Here is a 17065-nt window from a genome sequence, read left to right on the forward strand (position 1 = left end):
TCACGACATGCTGAGGCCATGAGATACGACGACATCGTGATCCCGGACACCCCCGTCTGCCGGGGGGCCTTGGAGGTGGCGACCAGGTACCACTCGCCCTCGTTGCTCAACCACTCCGTCCGCGCCTATCTGTGGGCGGCGGCGTACGCGGGGCCGCACGGGATCGCCTTTGACGTTGAGCTCCTGTACGTGTCGTCGATGCTGCACGACATCGGGCTGACCGCGGAGTTCGACAGCCACACGGTGCCGTTCGAGGAGGCGGGCGGGCATGTGGCCTGGGCGTTCGCGGCGGGGGCCGGGTGGCCGGTCGAACGCAGGACGCGGGCCGCCGAGGTGATCATCCGCCACATGTGGGACGAGGTGCCGCCGGCGGAGGATCCCGAGGGGCACCTGCTGGAGCTCTCGACCGGCATGGACATCTCGGGCCGGCGTACCGATGAGATCCCCGCGGAGTTGCGGCAGGAGGTGCTCGCCCGCCATCCGCGGCTGGAGATCGCCAAGGAGTTCGCGGTCTGCGTGACCGATCAGGGCATCCGCAAGCCGTCCAGCCTGGCGGGCGGGTTCGTCCGGGCGGGCATCACCGACCGCATCGCCCGCAACCCGCTGGATGACTGATCAGTGGACGACGCGGTGCGCGGTCGGGGCGGGTTCCAGGGTCACCCGGGCCACCGCCGGTACGCGATCCTGATCCAGCGCGCTGCGCATGTGCGGGATCGCCACGCCTGAAAGGTGGTCCCTGAGCTCGCTCATCGGCGCCTGCTCGTCCGCCACGAGGCGCAGCCGTACCAGCAGCCGGGCGCCGGAGCCTCCAAGGTCGGCCCCGGCGCTCAGCACGGCGGGGCTGGTCTCGATGTCCGCCGCGACGGCGGAGGCCATGCCCTTCGCGGTGAGGTCGGTGACGCCTCCGGGGCCGGTCTCCAGCCGCAGCGAATCGCGGCTGTCGCGACGCCCCTGGACGAACAGCCAGCGCAGGCCGAGCAGCGCCACGATCACGGCCACCAGCGCGACGGCCCACCAGATCCACGGGCTCCAGGCCGCGAGGAACGACCGCACGGAGAAGTTCATGATCGGCGTCAGCGCGCGGGCTCGGCCGAACGCCCCCAGGCCGCGGGCCAGCGCGTAGGCCCCGAGGAGGAGCAGCACGATTCCGGTCAGGGCCAACCCCCAGCGGTTGCCGCGGCTCGTTCTGCGGTTCACTTGCGCTCCCTCACGTTGACCTTCACGTGGTACGGCTCGACGGGGCTCAGCGCCACGAGCCTGGACAGCACCGCGGCGTGTACGGCTTCGCCGAACCGCTCCCGGTCCCACCCGGCGGTGGTCGCGGTGACGGCGGCCGTGTGGCCGCGGACCGAGGCGCGGGCCGCGTGCACGCCCGGAACCCCTTCCGCGGCATGCGCCAGCGCCCTGGCGAAGCTCCTGCGCCGCATGCCGATGATCAGGTCCGCGTCCCCGGTACGTACCGGCACCAATCGCGGCCTGCCGGGCACCAGCGCGGTCACCACCAGCGCCAGCCCGACCAGCGCGACGAGCGCGGCGCCGAGCAGGAACGGCGAGTTGCTCCACGGCGTGGACGCCGCCCAGATCAACATCCGGTCCAGGGGTACCCAGCGCAGCGGCCGCCCGGCGAGCGCCGAGATCGTCTGCGCGGCCACCACCACGCCCAGGATCGTGAGGAGCGCGGCCACCACGACGGCGGGCACGGTCCGCCGCGGCCTGAAGGCCCGCATCGCCGCCCGATCCGCCGCCCGCCCGGCGCCGCCGTCCCCTGAAGGCCGGTCCCGGACGGTCGCACCGCCCGGCGGCGCCTCCATCGCCTGGTCGCCCAGGGTCGTCGTCACCGGTTCATCCGCCCCGTGGGCTCCGGTACTCATGGCGAAACCTCCGGCGAGGCCGTGAGTTCGGTCATCGTGATGTCCACATGGGACACCTGGAGTCCCGTCAGCGTGGCGATCCTGCTCGCCACGTGGCTCCTGATCGCGGCCGCCACCGCGCGCAGCGGCATCGGATAGGCCACGGACACGGTCAGCCCGACCTCCACGGTCTCACCCCGCACCGTGGCACTCGACGGGCGTGTCCCGCGTAGCCCGGCGCGCTCGATCACCTCGCGCACCCCAGCCACCTCGCGGGCGGCATGGCGGGCGATCTTGGCCGCCACGCGGTCCGTGACCTCGGTACGGCCACGCCGCTCGGGTGGTACCGCCGGGGCGAGACGCTGCCCCGGCACCAGCACGGCGGACGCCTGGGACGCGGGCGTGGCCGTGGTCATCTCCGCCTCACGGAGAGGTTCGACAGGTTCACCTCGCCGCCCTCCATGATGCGGCCCACCAGAAGACCGATCGCGCCCAGGACGAGCACGAGGAGGAAGGCGCCGAGCCCGCCGAAGGCGCCGACGATGCCCAGCACCATGCCTACGGCCAGGCCGATCACGGGCAACCATGAGATGTTCATCGTGAGGTCTCCTTCACCGCGCCTTCGGGCGTCTTGTCTGCGGGCGCCGTGTCTTCGGGCGCCACGTCGTCGATCCGGATGTTCACCGGACGGTCGCCGGCCAGGTCGGCCACCGCCCGCCGTACCTCTTCCGCCGTCTCGGGAAGCGGGTGGCCGAGGCGCGCCACGATGGCGATGGTCACCTCGCGCTCGTCCACGGAGACGCCCGTGAGGCGCTCGCCGGGCAGGTAGGTCGCCACCGTTCCGAACAGGCCGCCCGACAGCCCGGCCACCCCGGCGCAGGCGCGAACCCGCTCGGCGACCAACTGGGCCTCGCTCGTCGGGGCGTCCGTCCCTCCGGCTCCGGCGATCTGAGCACCGGTCGCCTGGGCGCCACTTGTAGCGGCGCCGCTCGCCTGGGCAGCACCCGCCCGGGCGCCGCTCGCCTGGGCAGCACCCGCCGGGGCGCCGCTCGTCTGAGCGCCGCTCGTCTGGGCGTCGGTCATTGGACCCTGGGCCCCTGCTCCGTCTTGCCGCCGGACCGCTCTCCCTCGGCGGCGCCCATGCCGCCGCTCTCTCCGGCGGGTGTGTCCCGCATGGGCAGGTGTACGTCGTCGACCCTGATGTTCACCTCGGTGACCTCGAGCCCGCACATGCGCTCGATCGCGTTGATGACGTTCCTGCGCACGGCCCCGGCCAACTCCGGGATCGCGATGCCGTACTCGGCGACCAGGTCGAGGTCCACGGCCGCCTGCCGCTGGCCCACCTCCACCGAGACGCCCTGGGACAGGCTCTTGTCGCCGCCGACGATGCCGCGCATGGTGCTGAGTGCTCTGGCGGTGCCGCCGCCCATGTCGTACACGCCGGACACCTCGCGCGCGGCGAGGCCGGCGATCTTCGCGACGACCACGTCCTCGATGGTGGTGGTGCCCTTGTCGGTCACCAGTGAGCCGGCCGGGCCGCCTTCCATCGTCCTGGCCCGCGGTACCGTGCCCTGCTGATTGACTACCGTGTCAGCCACGATTCGTCACCTCCCGACACTCGATGTGTCACAAAGCCCTCGTAACCTCCAGGCAACCGAAAATGCGTGACAAAACGGACTTTAGGTACGTTTGTGACCGATTCATGAGGCGGGCGGAGGGGGTGGCGGCGGCGATAGCCTTGTCAGGTGCGTATAGCGAGGTTCTCCACAGGCGAAGGCGTGTCGTTCGGCGTGGTCGAGGGTGGCCCCGGTGAGGAGTTCGTGTCCGCGATCTCCGGGCACCCGTTCGGGGACGTCCAGTTCACCGGCGAACGCCACCCGCTGTCCCAAGTGCGGCTGCTGGCCCCGATGCTGCCCAGCAAGGTGGTGGCCATCGGCAGAAACTACGCCGAGCACGCCCGTGAGCTGGGCAACGAGATCCCGGACGAGCCGCTCATCTTCATCAAGCCGTCCACCTCCGTGATCGGCCACGGCGAGCCGATCGCCTATCCGACGTCGCTGTCCCACCGCGTCGACTACGAGGGCGAGCTGGCCCTGGTGATCGGCCGGCTGTGCCGCGAGGTGCCGGTCGAGCGCGCCAAGGACGTCATCTTCGGCTACACGTGCGCCAACGACGTCACCGCCCGCGACCTGCAGAAGAAGGACGTCCAGTTCACCAGGGCCAAGGGCTTCGACACCTTCTGCCCACTCGGGCCGTGGATCCAGACGGACCTCGACCCCTCCGACCTGGCGCTCACGACGACGGTCAACGGTGAGGTGCGCCAGAGCGGCCGTACCAACCAGCTCATCCACGACATCCCCGCGCTGGTCGCCTACGTCAGCGCGGTCATGACGCTGATCCCCGGCGACGTGATCCTGACCGGCACCCCGGCGGGCGTCGGCCCGGTCGAGGTCGGTGACGAGGTCAGCGTCGGCATCGAAGGCATCGGCACTCTGACGAACAAGGTGGTCTCCCGTGACTGATCTACGGGTGCGTTTCGCCCCGTCGCCCACCGGCATGTTCCACGTCGGCGGCGCCCGTACGGCGCTGTTCAACTGGGCGCTGGCCGAGCAGTCGGGTGGCCGCTTCGTGCTGCGCGTCGAGGACACCGACGCGACGCGCAACCGGCCCGAGTGGACCGAGGGCATCATCTCGGCGCTCGACTGGATCGGCATCAACGGCACCAACCCGGTGTTCGAGGGCCCCTACTTCCAGTCGGCCTACGAGCCGCAGCACCGCGAGGCCGTGGCCAAGCTGCTCGCCGACGGCAAGGCGTACTTCTGCGACTGCACCCGCGAGACGCTCGTCGCCCGCACCGGCTCCGAGCACAAGGGCTATGACGGATTCTGCCGTGACCGGGATTTGACCGAGGGCGCCGTCCGCTTCCGCACCTCCGACGAGGGCGTCACGGTCGTCGAGGACGTCATCAGGGGCCGGGTGGAGTTCCCCAACGACGCCCAGGAGGACTTCGTCATCGCCCGCACCGACGGCTCGCCGCTCTATGTGCTGGCCAACGCGGTCGACGACATCACCCAGGGCATCACCCACGTGGTGCGCGGTGAGGAGCACCTGGGCAACGCGGCCAAGCAGGAGCTCCTGTGGCCCGCGCTCGGCGCCAACCCGCCGGTCTGGGCGCACCTGCCGGTGATCGTCAACGAGCAGCGCAAGAAGCTGTCCAAGCGCCGCGACAAGGTGGCGCTGGAGGACTACCGCGCCGAGGGCTACCTGGCCGAGGCCATGGTCAACTACCTCATGCTGCTCGGCTGGGGGCCCGGCGACGACCGCGAGATCATGCCGTGGGTGGAGATGATGCCGCTGTTCAAGCTGGAGAGCGTCAACTCCGCCAGCGCGTTCTTCGACGAGAAGAAACTGCGGGCCTTCAACGGCGAGTACATCCGCGCCCTGCCCGTCGAGACGTTCGAGGAGCGCTGCGCGCCCTATCTCGAGGCCGACTGGGACCGGGAGATGTTCAGCAAGGTCGCCACGCTGGCGCAGACCCGCATCACCGTGCTGTCCGAGATCAGGCAGAACGTCGACTTCCTCTTCCTGGACGAGCCCGTGTTCGACGAGGCCTCCTGGGACAAGGCGATGAAGAACTCCCCGGTGGAGATCCTCAGCGGCTACCTGGAGCGGCTCCAGGGCGTCAGCTGGGACCCCGAGTCGCTCAAGGAGGCGCTGGAGCAGGTCGGCGCCGCCCACGGCCTCAAGCTGGGCAAGGCCCAGGCGCCCGTGCGCGTCGCCGTCACGGGCCGGACGGTGGGTCTGCCGCTGTTCGAGTCGATCGAGGTGCTCGGCCGCGAACGCACCGAGGAGCGGATCCGCGCCGCCCTGGCCCGCCTCCAGGGCTGACCGCGACGCTCCGGCGGGCACTCAGGGGTACGGCGCCGCCGCACCCCTGAGCCGGACGAACGCGCCGGACAGGGGGCAGCGGACAGACGCGGTGGGCGTCAGAGGAGGCCGCGGCGCTCCAGCAGCGGCTGGATGCTGGGCTCCCGGCCGCGGAAGTTGCGGAAGGCGGTCAGCGGGTCGATGCTGCCGCCCCTGGACAGCAGCTCGCGGCGGAAGTGGTCGCCGTTCGCCCGCTCCAGCCCGCCGTTCTCCTTGAACCACAGGACGCTCTCGGCGTCCAGCACCTCGCTCCAGATGTAGGAGTAGTAGCCGGCGCTGTAGCCCCCCGCGAAGATGTGCGCGAAGTAGTTGGTCCGGTAACGCGGCCGGACCGTCGGCAGGGCGATCCCGGCCGCCTCCAGCGCCGCGGACTCGAACGCCTGGGCGTCGGCCACCGCCTCGCCCGCGGCCAGCTTGTGCCAGGCCCAGTCGAGGAGCGTCGCGGCCAGATATTCGACCGTCATGAAGCCCTGGTTGAACTTCTCCGCGGCCTTCATCTTCTCCACCAGCTCGGCGGGCATCGGCTCGCCCGTCTCGTGGTGCTTGGCGTAGTTGGCCAGGATCTCCGGCCAGGTCGCCCACATCTCGTTGACCTGGGAGGGGTACTCGACGAAGTCACGCGGCACGCTGGTGCCCGACACGCGGGGGAAGCGCACCTCGGAGAACAATCCGTGCAGCGCGTGCCCGAACTCGTGGAAGGCCGTGCTCACCTCGTCGTAGGTCAGCAGCGTCGGCCCGGCGCCCGGCTTGGTGATGTTGAGGTTGTTCATCACGACCGGCAGCTCGCCGAACAGGCCCGACTGGTCGACCAGGTTGTTCATCCACGCGCCGCCCCGCTTGTTGGGCCGGGCGTACGGGTCGAGCAGGAACAGGCCGAGCCGGCCGCCGTCCTCGTTGAACACCTCGTAGACGCGTACGTCCTCGTGGTAGCCCTTCAGGTCGGGCCGCTCGGTGAAGGTGACGCCGTAGAGCCGGGTAGCCGCGTAGAACACGCCGTCGCGGTAGACGCGCCACAGCTCGAAGTAGGGCCGCATGGCCCCGGCGTCGAAGTCGTAGCGGGCCTGGCGCACCTTCTCCGAGTAGTAGGACCAGTCCCACGGCTCGACCGCGAACCCGGCCTGCTCGGTGAGCGCCTCCGCTTCCTTCTGCGCATTGCGTACGGCCGGCCCGACGAGCTGCCCCAGCATGGCCTCGACCGCCTCCACGGTCTTGGCCGTCTGGTCGGCGACCGTGTGGGCGGCGTGGTTGGGGAAGCCCAGCAGCGCGGCCCGCTCGGCGCGCAGCGTCGCCATCCTGATCGCCAGCTCGAAGTTGCGCGGCGCCCGCTCCACGCTCAGCGTGTAGAGCCTGCGGCGCACGTCGCGGTCGGTGAGCTGGGCCAGCGCCGGCTGGTTGGTGTAGTTGAGCAGCGGCAGGACATAGCGCCCGTCCTTGGCCAGCGACTGGATCGTGGCCTCGTCGAAGCCGTCGAGATCCTTGGCGTCGTCGACCACCAGCGCGGACTCGCTCAGCGCCTTCAGCAGGTTCTGGGCGAACTCGGTGGACAGCCGGGACAGCTCCTCGTTGAGCCGCCGCAGCTCGCCCTGCTCGGCCTCCGTCAGGTCGGCGCCGGCTCTGACGAAGTCCTCGCGGTATTTCTCCAGCAGCCACGACTCCTCGGGGTCGTCGGTGGCCACCCGCTTGACGCGGGCCCAGAGCGCGCGGTTGAGCCGGATCGCGTCGCTGTGCTTGGCCAGCGCGGGCGAGATCTGCTTCTCCAGCTCCAGGACGCCCTCCGTGGAGTTGGAGGAGACGATGCTGAAGAAGGCCGCGGACACGCGTTCCAGGATGCGCCCGGAACGCTCCAGCGCGGCGATCGTGTTGTCGAAGGTGGGCGGCTCGCCGCTGTCGGCGATCGCCTCGACCTCGGCCAGCCCTTCCGCCATCCCGCGCTCGAACGCGGGGAGGTAGTGCTCCTCGCGGATCTCCTCGAAGGGCGGCAGCTGGTAGGGCAGGCTGCTGGGGGCGAAGAAGGGGTTCTCTGCCAACGCTTGGGCTCCTCCACGTGGTGCTTTGTCCCCCTCAGCTTGGCACGCCCGGCCCTCTTCCGCGCCCCGGAGGAAGGCGGTTCGGCAATCGTTTTGGTCTTGGCGCCCAAGCTGGGCTATTCTTTCGGACGTCGCCTTAACGCACCCCACGGGGTTCGGGCCGGTGGGGTATGGTGTAATTGGCAGCACGACTGATTCTGGTTCAGTTAGTCTAGGTTCGAGTCCTGGTACCCCAGCGCTTAACGGATGTCTCATAGAGGCGTCCGTTTTTTGCTTATGGATGAATTTCGGATGCGGCCGGGGTCGTTCCTCGCCTTCCTGGCTCCCCTCCTGATGCCCCTCGTGCTCTTCTTCCCGGTGTGCCTGCTGCTCGGCGCCTTCGTGACGGGCAGCGCGGCCGCCGGAGTGCTGATCGGCGCCCTCGGCGTCGGCGCGCTCATCGGCGTGCTGGCGATCAAGCACCGCCGGATGGTGGCGGGCACCGTCGTGCGCTTCTCCCCACACGGCGTGGAGTTGGCGGACGCCCACGGTTTCCGCCTCCGGCTGGCGTGGGCCCTGATGGAGCGGATCGACGTCGTGGAGAGCCGGATGGCCGGCCCCCATCCGATCGGCAGCCTCGGGGGCGTCCGGGTGCGGGCCGGCGCCCTGTGGTCCGTCGGGCTGATCGGCTGGGGGGAGCGTGAGGTGCCGCCGCGGCTGCCCCCGTGGATGCGGGCCCAGCTCGCCGCGGTGCCCGTTGATCCGGAGACCGGCCTCCAGTGGATCGGCATCCCGCTCGGCGCCATCGATCCACTCTGGGAACGCGGTCCGATGGGCGACTGGGTCCGCCGTCATAGGCCCGATCTGCTGGCCTGATAGTGGTTTGGTGGTGCTCCGAGGGTGCGGTAGAGTTACCTGCGTTGCCGGGGAAACCTGGCAAAATCGCTTGTGGACAGGGTCCCGTCGTCTAGTGGCCCAGGACGCCGCCCTCTCAAGGCGGTAGCGCCGGTTCGAATCCGGTCGGGACTACCACTGTCACAAGCACACGAAGGTCCCGTCGTCTAGTGGCCCAGGACGCCGCCCTCTCAAGGCGGTAGCGCCGGTTCGAATCCGGTCGGGACTACATTTCATCACCGCTCTCGGTCGCGTCTCGCGCCGGGGGCTTTTTCATGTGCCCGCCAGGACGCTCCAGAACGGCGATGGCGCCGCTCCAGGAGTCGGAGCGGCGCCATCGTAGGAAAAGATGCCTAGGAGTTGGAGCGGGCCTTGAACAGCGCCCGCCGCGCCGCCTTGGCGACCTGCTTGTCGGGGTGGACCTGGGAGATCAGGTCGAGCAGCTCCTCCACGTGCGCGTGCGGGATCTTCCAGATCACCTCGAGCAGGTTGTTGAGCAGCTCGGGCCCGATGTCGCGCAGGCTCCCGATGAACTCCGACCGGCCGAGCCCGGCCGAGATCGTCCACATGTCGAGGATCAGCCAGTGGGTGTCGTCCTGCGTCGGCTCCGGCGCGCCCTCCACCTCGAGCTGGCTCAGGTGCGTGGCCGCGTAGGGGCGCAGCGAGGACTGCTTCAGCGCCTCCTGCCAGGCCGGGATCGCCGCCTCGCCGAGCGTGCCGACCACGCTGGCCGCCTGCACCCGGATGAGCGCGTCCGACTCGTCCTGGGCGGCGGCCTCCAGCAGCTCCTCGGCCGCCCTGCCGGGCTCGCGCAGCCGCATCCAGTCGGCGAACTCGGCGTCGGCCTCCTCCTCCGGCAGCTCGGCGCTGAGCGCGAGCAGCTCGTGGGCGCTCATCGACTCGATGGCCGGCCGCGCGTCGACCTCGATGTCGGAGTCGTCGACCAGGTGGACGACGCCCTCGGTGCCGAGCGGCGTGAGGCTGACCGTCTGGCCGGTGACCTCGACCATGCCGTAGCCGGTCAGCCAGGCGAGCGCCCCGGCGAGCGGGTCGCCCGCCGCCTCCCAGGCGTCGGCGCCCAGCTCGTCGAGCTCCGCGGCCGCCTCGGACAGCTCCTGGCCGAGCTCCTCCAGATCGCGGGAGCCGCCGCCGAGGAGCAGCCTGACCAGCACGCCCCGCGTGAGGCCCGCCAGGGCCATGGTGAGGTCCTCGTCGGCCAGTTCGGGGTCGCCGTAGTCGACCGAGTGCAGGCCGAGCATCCAGGCGTCGAGCACGTCCTCGTCGTCGTCGAACGGCCACTCGGACGTGTCGTCCTGGACGCCCACGGTGTTGGCGTCACCCGGCTCCAGGAACTCCAGGTCGACGGCGAGGTTCCAGATGTTCCACAGCTGCGGGACGGCCTCGGCGAGCGAGCCCTCGGTCTCCGGCCTGGGCAGTCCGACCGCGGCCAGCGCCTCGGCCACCTCGTCGTCGGAGAGCAGGGTGTCTTCTCCCACCCGGCGCCCGGAGCCCACCCACAGGGCCAGGTCGCGCGCCTGGGCGATCAGCGGCACCTCGCGGGCGGCCGCGGCCAGCTCGGAGTCGGGGCGCAGCCTGATCGTGTCGAGGTCGGCCAGCGCGTCGGCGAACGGCTCGAAGTCGCCCAGGTCGCCGATCTCCTCCTCTTCGTCGTCGCCTTCGGCGTCGTCGTCGAGGAGTTCCTCCATCAGCTCGACGAAGTCGTCCTCGACGTCGTCGAGCTCGGCCTGCAGGTCGGAGAGGGAGTCGGAACCCTCGGTGAGCCGTCCGGTCTGCGAGAGGAACGTCAGGTACGCGTCGACGGCCGGGAGCATCCCGTCGGCGGCGGCGTCAGGGTCCTCCACGACCTTGGGCATGCGGTCGAGCAGCAGGTTGCGCAGGTCGGCACGCTTCCACGTGCCGAGATCCTGGGAGAAGGCGAGGCGGTGCCACAGCGCCGCTGGTCCCACGAGCTCGGGATCGCTCTCGGGCGCGTTGGCCTGCGCCCAGATGATGAACTCTTCGAGCAGGGGTCGCAGCTCAGTGGCGGCTACCTCGATGCGATCTGTCACGCACTCAGGCTAGTGCGCCCGCGAGGCACTCGGCTCCCCAAATAGGCGCTTTTGCTGATCATGACGTGCGGCGCATGGCTTCCGTGATGCGTTCCGCCGCCGCCATGACGGGCACGGCGTGCAGCCGGCCGGGGGCTCTCGTCAGTCGTTCGATGGGCCCGGAGACCGAGACGGCCGCGATGACTTTGCCGCCGCTGCCCCTTATCGGCGCGGAGACGCTGGCCACCCCCTGCTCGCGCTCGCCGACACTGTGCGCCCAGCCCCTCCGTCGCACCGACGCCAGCGTGGCGGCGGTGAATTTGGCGCCGCGCAGCCCGCGGTGCAGGCGGTCGGGCTCCTCCCACGCCAGCAGGATCTGGGCGGCGGAACCCGCCGTCATCGGCAACGCCGAGCCCACGGGCACGGTGTCGCGCAAGCCGCTGGACCGTTCGGCCGCGGCCACGCAGACCCGCTCATCTCCCTGACGCCGGTAGAGCTGCGCGCTCTCGCCGGTGAGGTCGCGCAACTGCATCAGTACGGGGGCGGCCACCGCGAGCAACCGGTCCTCACCCGCCGCCGTGGACAACTCCGAAAGCCGTGGGCCGAGCACGAACCTGCCCTGTGTGTCACGGGTCACGATGCGGTGGTGCTCGAGTGCGACGGCGAGCCGGTGGGCCGTGGGTCTGGCCAGGCCGGTGGCCTGGACCAGCTGTGCCAGCGAGGCGGGACCCGCTTCAAGGGCATTGAGTACCAGAACGGCCTTGTCCAGTACGCCGACTCCGCTAGAGTTGTCCATACACCGATACTGACGTCTCGACATATGAGAAGGCAAGTCGGAGGACTCTCCCGCGAGGGAGCGCGATGGGGAGCATCGCATCAACCAGGAGGAGATCATGGCCCGCACATTGGCGGAGAAGGTCTGGGAGCAGCATGTCGTGCGCCGCGCCGACGGCGAACCCGACCTCCTCTACATCGACCTGCACCTCATCCACGAGGTGACCAGCCCGCAGGCGTTCGACGGTCTCCGTCTCGCCGGGCGGACCGTGCGCAGGCCTGAGCTCACCATCGCCACCGAAGACCACAACGTGCCGACCGTGCTCGGCCCGATCGCCGACCCGGTGTCCAAGACGCAGGTCGAGACGCTGCGCAAGAACGCCGCCGAGTTCGGCATCCGGCTGCATCCTATGGGTGACGCGGGCCAGGGCGTGGTGCACATCATCGGCCCGCAGTTCGGCCTGACCCAGCCGGGCATGACGATCGTCTGCGGTGACTCCCACACCTCCACGCACGGCGCGTTCGGCGGCATCGCGTTCGGCATCGGCACCTCCGAGGTCGAGCACGTGCTGGCCACCCAGACGCTGCCGGCCTACCGGCCGAAGACGATGGCCATCGAGGTCTCGGGCGAGCTGCCCGTCGGCGTCACGGCCAAGGACCTGATCCTGGCCATCATCGCCAAGATCGGCACCGGCGGCGGCCAGGGCTACATCGTCGAATACCGTGGTGAGGCCGTACGCAAGCTCTCCATGGAGGGCCGCATGACGGTCTGCAACATGTCGATCGAGGCCGGTGCCCGCGCGGGTCTGATCGCGCCGGACGAGACCACCTTCGACTACCTCAAGGGCCGTCAGCACGCGCCGACCGGCGAGGCGTGGGACCAGGCCGTCGAATACTGGAAGTCGCTGCGCACCGACGACGACGCCGTGTTCGACCGGGTGGTCGAGATCGACGCCTCGACGCTCACGCCGTACGTCACCTGGGGCACTAACCCGGGCCAGGGCCTGCCGCTGGACTCGTCCGTGCCCAGCCCCGAGGACTTCGCCGACCCGATCGCGCGCTCCTCGGCCGAGCGGGCGCTGGAGTACATGGGCCTCACGGCCGGCACGCCGCTGCGTGAGATCCAGGTCGACACGGTCTTCGTCGGCTCGTGCACCAACGGGCGCATCGAGGACCTGCGCGCCGCCGCCGAGATCCTGCGCGGCCGCCAGGTCACCACCCGCACCCTGATCGTGCCCGGGTCGATGCTGGTCAAGCTCCAGGCCGAGCAGGAGGGCCTGCACGAGGTGTTCAAGGCCGCCGGCGCCGAGTGGCGCGAGGCGGGCTGCTCGATGTGCCTCGGCATGAACCCCGACACGCTCCAGCCGGGCGAGCGCAGCGCCTCCACCTCCAACCGCAACTTCGAGGGCCGCCAGGGCAAGGGTGGCCGCACCCATCTGGTCTCGCCGCAGGTCGCCGCCGCGACCGCCGTCACCGGCCGCCTGACCGCCCCCGCCGACCTCGCTTAGGAGAGCCTTCCGATGGACGCTTTCACCACCCACACCGGTACGGCGGTGCCGCTGCGCCGCAGCAACGTCGACACCGACCAGATCATCCCGGCCGTCTGGCTCAAGCAGGTCAGCCGGACCGGGTTCGAGAAGGGCCTGTTCGCCGCCTGGCGCGAGGACCCGACGTTCGTGCTCAACGACCCGGCCTACGAGGGCGCCTCGGTCCTCGTCTCGGGTCCCGACTTCGGCACCGGCTCCTCGCGCGAGCACGCCGTGTGGGCCTTGCAGCAGTACGGCTTCCGCGCCGTGATCGCCGCCCGGTTCGGCGATATCTTCCGCAACAACTCCACCAAGATGGGCCTGCTTCCGGTCGTCCTGCCGGGCGACAAGGTCGAGGCGCTCCAGGCGGCCGTCGAGGCCGACCCGGGGCTGGAGGTGACCGTCGACCTGGCGGAGCGCCAGGTCCGCTGGGCCGGGGAGAGCGTCGGTTTCGAGATCGACGACTACACCCGCTGGCGCCTCATGGAGGGCCTCGACGACATCGGACTGACCCTGCGTCATGCCGATGATGTGGCGACGTACGAGAATGGTCGGCAGCCATGGCTGCCGACGACCGTCTAGAAGACGACGAACTGGCGCGGCGGCTGCGCGAAGCGCACCGCCGCGTCCGCATGCTGCCCGCCGCCGAGAAGGAACGGCTGGGCCGCCGTTACGTCGCGATCTGCGATCTGGCCAAGCGGGATCCGGAAAGGGCGGCGGCCCGCCTCGACACGTTTCTCGCCGCGCTCGACAGCGATTTCGACACGCCACGCGCACCCGAAAACACGCTCGGTGATTGAGTTCCCCCGCGATCCCGCCTACTTTCGAGCGCGTAAGGGGTTTCTACCGAGAACTCATGAGCTGGAACCCCGAGCCGTAACTGGGGGAGCAGACCTTTATGAACAAGCGGGAACTCGTCGACGCCATCGCAGACCGGGTGGGCGACAGGAGGACGGCTACGGAGGCCGTGAACGCGATCATCGACGCCATCCAGAAGGCGGTCGCCAGCGGAGACAAGGTCTCGATCACCGGCTTCGGCGCGTTCGAGATGGTGCACAAGGGGGCCAGGAGCGCCCGTAACCCATCTACGGGTGCCGAAATCGCGGTCGCGGAGAGCTGGGGGCCCAAGTTCCGTCCGGGTTCGGACTTCAAGGAACTCGTGAACGTCGGCGGCAAGAAGCTCTCGAAGAAGAAGTAATAGCTAGAGGCAGCCGGGCGCCCGGTCCCCGTCGGGGGGCCGGGCGTTTCCTTATCCCTGGGATTGCTGGATTCCCGGGAATCAGGGGAGCGGAAAGGTCGACAGCGTTATGTAGGTGATCTCGTCACCCGTCATCGCCAGGCGGACCCGCTGCCCCGAGCGCAGGAGCCGCAGCGGCCCCGCGTCGAAGGCGGGCGTGCCGAACTCCAGCACGGTCCCGTCGTCGAGGAAGACCGAGCCGGAACGCGTCACCGGATCGAAACTGCGTACCGTCGCCTGCATGCGGCCCAGCGTAAACGGTGGGTCCCCGCCCAGCGAGACCCCGGCGCGTCACGAAGGCGATCACAGCTTGGTGCCTCACGAAGGCGGCCACAGCTCGGCGACGACCGCCGCGGTGTGCCGTCCCAGTCCCAAGGCGATGGCGGCCCGCAGGTCATCGGGGGTGTCCACGTCGCGCCTGACCGAGTCGATGTCCTCCGTGCACAGCTCCTTGGCGCCGCCCGCCAGGTGCTTGGCCCGCGACTCCCCGCCGAAGCGCGGCGTGAACGGGCGGCCCGGCCGTATCCCGTAGAAGGTGGTGCCGACGTCGAGCGCGTCGGGTACGAAGGACTGGTCGAAGTCCGCGGCGCGGGCCAGCGCGGTGGCCAGCTCCGCCGGGCGCAGGGCGGGCAGATCGGCCTGCAGGGCGCCGATCCCGTCGCCGGGCGCGATGCGTACGGCGTGCGCCGCGCCCGTGCGCAGGGCGGTGTTCAGGCCGCGGTCGGGGTCGTGCACCACCTCGGCCCCCAGCGCGGTCAGCGGCCCGGCGGCGGCCGGGTCGGCGGTCACCACGATTACCCGGGCCACCAGCGGGCAGGAGAGCGCCGCCGCGACGGTGTCGCAGGCGACGGCGACGGCCAGCCGGGTGCGGTGCGGACCCGTGGCGGCTGCCAGCCGAGTCTTGGCCGCGACCAGCGTCTTCACCGGAATGACCAGTGACCAGCGGATGCTCATAGGGTTAAGCATCGCGCCTCGACATCCCATGCGGCCAACCGGGAGACTTGGGGCGCAGACCGTAGGAGGAGATCATGAGCCGCCCCACGCGCCCATCGCGTTTCTGGGAGACCCTGGCCGTAGTGATCGTGAAACCACTGTCATGGCTCCTGATCAAGAAGGACTGGCGCAGGGGCGAGCGCGTTCCCCGCACCGGCGGCATCATCATCGCGACGAACCACCTCTCCTGGACCGACCCCGTGCTGCTGGCGCACTTCCTCTACAACAACGGGCGGTGGCCGGTCATCCTGGCCAAGGCCACGCTGTTCAAGGTGCCGTTCCTGGGCAACGCCGTCCGCTCCCTGCGGGCCATCCCCGTCGAGCGGGGCAGCGACGAGGCGGCCAAGTCGCTGCACGAGTCGGCGGCGCGGCTGAAGGACGGCGCCGCGATCCTCTTCTATCCCGAGGGCACCTGCACCCGGGATCCCGACCTGTGGCCGATGGTCGGCAAGACGGGCGCGGCCAGGCTGGCGCTGGAGAGCGGCGCGCCGGTGATCCCGGTGGCCCACTGGGGCGCGCACGAGCTGCTGCCCTATGGGGAGAAGCGGCCCAGGCTGTTCCCGCGCAAGACGTTCCGCGTGATGGTGGGGCCGCCGGTCGACCTGTCGGCGTACACCGGCCAGGAGCCGCACGCCGACGTGCTGCGCGCGGCCACCCACGACATCGTGATGGCGATCACCGAGCAGCTCGCCGCGCTGCGCGGGCAGCAGGCTCCCGCGGCCCCCTACGACCCGGCCGGGCGGTGACGGTATGACCAAGGTCGCGGTGTTCGGCACCGGATCGTGGGGCACCACGTTCGCGATGATCCTGGCCGAGGCGGGCAACCAGACCGTGCTGTGGGGCCGCCGGCCGGAGCTGGTCGCGGGGATCGAGCGCAGTCACGCGAACCTCGACTACCTGCCCGGCGTGGCGCTGCCCCCGTCGTTGCGCGCGACGACGGACCCGGCCGAGGCGCTCGACGGCGCCGACTTCGTGGTGCTCGCCGTGCCGTCGCAGTCCCTGCGCCCCAACCTGGCCGCCTGGCGTGAGCACATCCCGCGCGACGCGGTCCTGGTCAGCCTGATGAAGGGCATCGAGCTCGGCACGACCAAGCGGATGAGCGAGGTCATCCGCGAGGTGGCGGGGGTGCACGAGGATCGGGTCGCCGTCGTCTCGGGACCCAACCTGGCCAAGGAGATCGCCCAGCGCCAGCCCGCCGCCACGGTCGTGGCCTGCGTGGACGAGGGGGTCGCCGCGCGCCTTCAGGCGGTCTGCCATCTGCCCCCGTGGTTCCGGCCCTACACCAACACCGACGTGGTCGGCGTCGAACTCGGTGGCGCGGTCAAGAACGTGATCGCGCTGGCCGTCGGCGTGGCCTCGGGCATGGGGATGGGCGACAACGTCGGCGCCATGCTGATGACCAGGGGACTGGCCGAGATCTCCCGGCTGGGCGCGGCGCTCGGGGCCGACCCGCACACGTTCGCCGGACTGGCCGGGATGGGCGACCTGGTGGCGACCTGCACCTCGCCGCTGTCGCGCAACCGTACGTTCGGCGAGAACCTGGGCCGCGGCATGACGCTCGCCGAGGTCATCGCCGCCACCAGGCAGACCGCCGAGGGCGTCAAGTCCTGCGAGTCGGTGCTGGAGCTGGCCAGGAAGCACGACGTGGAGATGCCGATCACCGAGGTCGTCGTGGGCGTGGTGCACGACGGCATGTCCCCGAGCGAGGCCGGAATGCTGCTCATGTCCCGCTCGCCCAAACCCGAGCGCTACGGCGTATGACGACGTCGCCCGCTTGCTCGACCCGCTGTCCAGCGTGCGTATGACGACG

At 70.4% G+C, this 17065-nt stretch carries 21 protein-coding genes and 3 tRNA genes; 13 read left to right on the top strand and 11 right to left on the bottom strand.

What is annotated here, in order from left to right; genetic code table 11:
• The first annotated feature begins 18 nt into the window (after positions 1-18).
• The gene (locus AB0H88_RS12715) at positions 19-615 is read left to right on the top strand and encodes an HD domain-containing protein (protein ID WP_357643693.1); all 597 of its coding nucleotides are present in this window, start codon (positions 19-21) and stop codon (positions 613-615) included.
• Here AB0H88_RS12715 and AB0H88_RS12720 read toward each other — a convergent pair whose 3' ends face one another.
• From AB0H88_RS12720 to AB0H88_RS12745, 6 genes are read right to left on the bottom strand one after another with little or no spacing between them, the layout of a single operon-like run.
• Positions 616-1197 (bottom strand): alkaline shock response membrane anchor protein AmaP, encoded by a 582-nt coding sequence (locus AB0H88_RS12720; protein ID WP_357643695.1) that lies wholly within the window; start codon positions 1195-1197, stop codon positions 616-618.
• Positions 1194-1871: a DUF6286 domain-containing protein gene (locus AB0H88_RS12725; protein ID WP_357643697.1), complete on the bottom strand. Its 678-nt coding sequence runs from the start codon at positions 1869-1871 to the stop codon at positions 1194-1196. Before AB0H88_RS12725 ends, AB0H88_RS12720 begins: the two co-directional genes overlap by 4 nt.
• The gene (locus AB0H88_RS12730) at positions 1868-2266 is read right to left on the bottom strand and encodes an Asp23/Gls24 family envelope stress response protein (RefSeq protein WP_357643699.1); all 399 of its coding nucleotides are present in this window, start codon (positions 2264-2266) and stop codon (positions 1868-1870) included. Before AB0H88_RS12730 ends, AB0H88_RS12725 begins: the two co-directional genes overlap by 4 nt.
• Positions 2263-2448: a hypothetical protein gene (locus tag AB0H88_RS12735; protein ID WP_357643701.1), complete on the bottom strand. Its 186-nt coding sequence runs from the start codon at positions 2446-2448 to the stop codon at positions 2263-2265. Before AB0H88_RS12735 ends, AB0H88_RS12730 begins: the two co-directional genes overlap by 4 nt.
• Entirely contained in the window at positions 2445-2933 is a 489-nt protein-coding gene (locus AB0H88_RS12740) for a hypothetical protein (RefSeq protein WP_357643703.1), read from the bottom strand. The genes AB0H88_RS12735 and AB0H88_RS12740 overlap by 4 nt, the downstream gene beginning before the upstream one ends.
• Positions 2930-3397 (bottom strand): Asp23/Gls24 family envelope stress response protein, encoded by a 468-nt coding sequence (locus tag AB0H88_RS12745; protein WP_357644758.1) that lies wholly within the window; start codon positions 3395-3397, stop codon positions 2930-2932. Before AB0H88_RS12745 ends, AB0H88_RS12740 begins: the two co-directional genes overlap by 4 nt.
• 198 nt (positions 3398-3595) lie before the next feature.
• Between AB0H88_RS12745 and AB0H88_RS12750 the strand changes: the two genes are divergently transcribed.
• Both AB0H88_RS12750 and gltX read left to right on the top strand, forming a co-directional pair.
• On the top strand, positions 3596-4372 hold the full coding sequence (locus AB0H88_RS12750; protein ID WP_357643704.1) for a fumarylacetoacetate hydrolase family protein: 777 nt from the start codon (positions 3596-3598) through the stop codon (positions 4370-4372).
• Positions 4365-5738, top strand: coding sequence for a glutamate--tRNA ligase (gene gltX, locus AB0H88_RS12755; RefSeq protein WP_357643706.1), 1374 nt, complete (start codon positions 4365-4367; stop codon positions 5736-5738). Before AB0H88_RS12750 ends, gltX begins: the two co-directional genes overlap by 8 nt.
• 98 nt (positions 5739-5836) lie before the next feature.
• Here the strand turns inward: gltX and AB0H88_RS12760 are convergent, their stop codons facing one another.
• Positions 5837-7804 carry a M3 family metallopeptidase gene (locus AB0H88_RS12760; protein WP_357643708.1) on the bottom strand — a complete coding sequence of 656 codons (1968 nt, stop codon included), beginning with the start codon at positions 7802-7804 and terminating at the stop codon, positions 5837-5839.
• A gap of 164 nt (positions 7805-7968) precedes the next feature.
• Between AB0H88_RS12760 and AB0H88_RS12765 the strand changes: the two genes are divergently transcribed.
• The 4 genes from AB0H88_RS12765 to AB0H88_RS12780 all read left to right on the top strand — a co-directional run bounded on the left by AB0H88_RS12765 (position 7969) and on the right by AB0H88_RS12780 (position 8906).
• Positions 7969-8040, top strand: a tRNA-Gln gene (locus AB0H88_RS12765).
• Between the two features lie 40 nt (positions 8041-8080).
• A complete protein-coding gene (locus AB0H88_RS12770) occupies positions 8081-8659 on the top strand; it encodes a hypothetical protein (protein ID WP_357643710.1) in 579 nt (192 codons plus the stop codon).
• An 80-nt stretch (positions 8660-8739) separates the two neighbouring features.
• Positions 8740-8815: transfer RNA gene (locus tag AB0H88_RS12775), tRNA-Glu, on the top strand.
• 18 nt (positions 8816-8833) lie between these two features.
• Positions 8834-8906, top strand: a tRNA-Glu gene (locus AB0H88_RS12780).
• A gap of 124 nt (positions 8907-9030) precedes the next feature.
• Here the strand turns inward: AB0H88_RS12780 and AB0H88_RS12785 are convergent.
• Both AB0H88_RS12785 and AB0H88_RS12790 read right to left on the bottom strand, forming a co-directional pair.
• Complete coding sequence (locus AB0H88_RS12785; RefSeq protein ID WP_357643712.1) at positions 9031-10746, bottom strand: hypothetical protein; 1716 nt, start codon at positions 10744-10746, stop codon at positions 9031-9033.
• 58 nt (positions 10747-10804) lie between these two features.
• A complete protein-coding gene (locus AB0H88_RS12790; RefSeq protein ID WP_225291990.1) occupies positions 10805-11521 on the bottom strand; it encodes an IclR family transcriptional regulator in 717 nt (238 codons plus the stop codon).
• A 97-nt stretch (positions 11522-11618) separates the two neighbouring features.
• On the opposite strand from AB0H88_RS12790, the gene leuC reads away from it, so the two are divergent.
• From leuC to AB0H88_RS12810, 4 genes are all read left to right on the top strand, one after another.
• Positions 11619-13007 (top strand): 3-isopropylmalate dehydratase large subunit, encoded by a 1389-nt coding sequence (leuC, locus tag AB0H88_RS12795; RefSeq protein ID WP_357643714.1) that lies wholly within the window; start codon positions 11619-11621, stop codon positions 13005-13007.
• Between the two features lie 12 nt (positions 13008-13019).
• On the top strand, positions 13020-13607 hold the full coding sequence (leuD, locus tag AB0H88_RS12800) for a 3-isopropylmalate dehydratase small subunit (protein ID WP_357643716.1): 588 nt from the start codon (positions 13020-13022) through the stop codon (positions 13605-13607).
• Positions 13586-13825 carry a hypothetical protein gene (locus AB0H88_RS12805; protein ID WP_357643718.1) on the top strand — a complete coding sequence of 80 codons (240 nt, stop codon included), beginning with the start codon at positions 13586-13588 and terminating at the stop codon, positions 13823-13825. Before leuD ends, AB0H88_RS12805 begins: the two co-directional genes overlap by 22 nt.
• A gap of 98 nt (positions 13826-13923) precedes the next feature.
• Positions 13924-14223, top strand: coding sequence for an HU family DNA-binding protein (locus tag AB0H88_RS12810; RefSeq protein WP_357643719.1), 300 nt, complete (start codon positions 13924-13926; stop codon positions 14221-14223).
• 81 nt (positions 14224-14304) lie between these two features.
• On the opposite strand, the gene AB0H88_RS12815 is transcribed toward AB0H88_RS12810, so the two are convergent.
• Together AB0H88_RS12815 and cofC are read right to left on the bottom strand one after the other, a co-directional pair.
• The gene (locus AB0H88_RS12815) at positions 14305-14505 is read right to left on the bottom strand and encodes a hypothetical protein (protein ID WP_357643721.1); all 201 of its coding nucleotides are present in this window, start codon (positions 14503-14505) and stop codon (positions 14305-14307) included.
• Positions 14506-14580: 75 nt separating this feature from the next.
• Positions 14581-15216, bottom strand: a complete 636-nt coding sequence (gene cofC, locus AB0H88_RS12820; RefSeq protein ID WP_357643723.1) for a 2-phospho-L-lactate guanylyltransferase — start codon at positions 15214-15216, stop codon at positions 14581-14583.
• A gap of 74 nt (positions 15217-15290) precedes the next feature.
• On the opposite strand from cofC, the gene AB0H88_RS12825 reads away from it, so the two are divergent.
• Both AB0H88_RS12825 and AB0H88_RS12830 read left to right on the top strand, forming a co-directional pair.
• Complete coding sequence (locus tag AB0H88_RS12825; protein WP_357643725.1) at positions 15291-16001, top strand: lysophospholipid acyltransferase family protein; 711 nt, start codon at positions 15291-15293, stop codon at positions 15999-16001.
• 4 nt (positions 16002-16005) lie between these two features.
• Entirely contained in the window at positions 16006-17016 is a 1011-nt protein-coding gene (locus tag AB0H88_RS12830; RefSeq protein ID WP_357643727.1) for an NAD(P)H-dependent glycerol-3-phosphate dehydrogenase, read from the top strand.
• Positions 17017-17065 lie beyond the last annotated feature (49 nt).

Source organism: Nonomuraea sp. NPDC050680 (genome assembly GCF_040654555.1).
In the GTDB taxonomy this organism is placed as follows: Bacteria; Actinomycetota; Actinomycetes; order Streptosporangiales; family Streptosporangiaceae; genus Nonomuraea.

Excerpts from the sequence above, each read along its gene's own strand:
- AB0H88_RS12715 (WP_357643693.1), top strand. The coding sequence starts at position 19 with ATGAGATACGACGACATCGTGATCCCGGACACCCCCGTCTGCCGGGGG.
- AB0H88_RS12725 (WP_357643697.1), bottom strand. The coding sequence starts at position 1,871 with ATGAGTACCGGAGCCCACGGGGCGGATGAACCGGTGACGACGACCCTG.
- AB0H88_RS12730 (WP_357643699.1), bottom strand. The coding sequence starts at position 2,266 with ATGACCACGGCCACGCCCGCGTCCCAGGCGTCCGCCGTGCTGGTGCCG.
- AB0H88_RS12735 (WP_357643701.1), bottom strand. The coding sequence starts at position 2,448 with ATGAACATCTCATGGTTGCCCGTGATCGGCCTGGCCGTAGGCATGGTG.
- AB0H88_RS12740 (WP_357643703.1), bottom strand. The coding sequence starts at position 2,933 with ATGACCGACGCCCAGACGAGCGGCGCTCAGACGAGCGGCGCCCCGGCG.
- AB0H88_RS12745 (WP_357644758.1), bottom strand. The coding sequence starts at position 3,397 with ATGGAAGGCGGCCCGGCCGGCTCACTGGTGACCGACAAGGGCACCACC.
- AB0H88_RS12770 (WP_357643710.1), top strand. The coding sequence starts at position 8,081 with ATGGATGAATTTCGGATGCGGCCGGGGTCGTTCCTCGCCTTCCTGGCT.
- AB0H88_RS12790 (WP_225291990.1), bottom strand. The coding sequence starts at position 11,521 with ATGGACAACTCTAGCGGAGTCGGCGTACTGGACAAGGCCGTTCTGGTA.
- leuC (WP_357643714.1), top strand. The coding sequence starts at position 11,619 with ATGGCCCGCACATTGGCGGAGAAGGTCTGGGAGCAGCATGTCGTGCGC.
- leuD (WP_357643716.1), top strand. The coding sequence starts at position 13,020 with ATGGACGCTTTCACCACCCACACCGGTACGGCGGTGCCGCTGCGCCGC.
- AB0H88_RS12805 (WP_357643718.1), top strand. The coding sequence starts at position 13,586 with ATGGCTGCCGACGACCGTCTAGAAGACGACGAACTGGCGCGGCGGCTG.
- AB0H88_RS12810 (WP_357643719.1), top strand. The coding sequence starts at position 13,924 with ATGAACAAGCGGGAACTCGTCGACGCCATCGCAGACCGGGTGGGCGAC.
- AB0H88_RS12815 (WP_357643721.1), bottom strand. The coding sequence starts at position 14,505 with ATGCAGGCGACGGTACGCAGTTTCGATCCGGTGACGCGTTCCGGCTCG.
- cofC (WP_357643723.1), bottom strand. The coding sequence starts at position 15,216 with ATGAGCATCCGCTGGTCACTGGTCATTCCGGTGAAGACGCTGGTCGCG.
- AB0H88_RS12825 (WP_357643725.1), top strand. The coding sequence starts at position 15,291 with ATGAGCCGCCCCACGCGCCCATCGCGTTTCTGGGAGACCCTGGCCGTA.
- AB0H88_RS12830 (WP_357643727.1), top strand. The coding sequence starts at position 16,006 with ATGACCAAGGTCGCGGTGTTCGGCACCGGATCGTGGGGCACCACGTTC.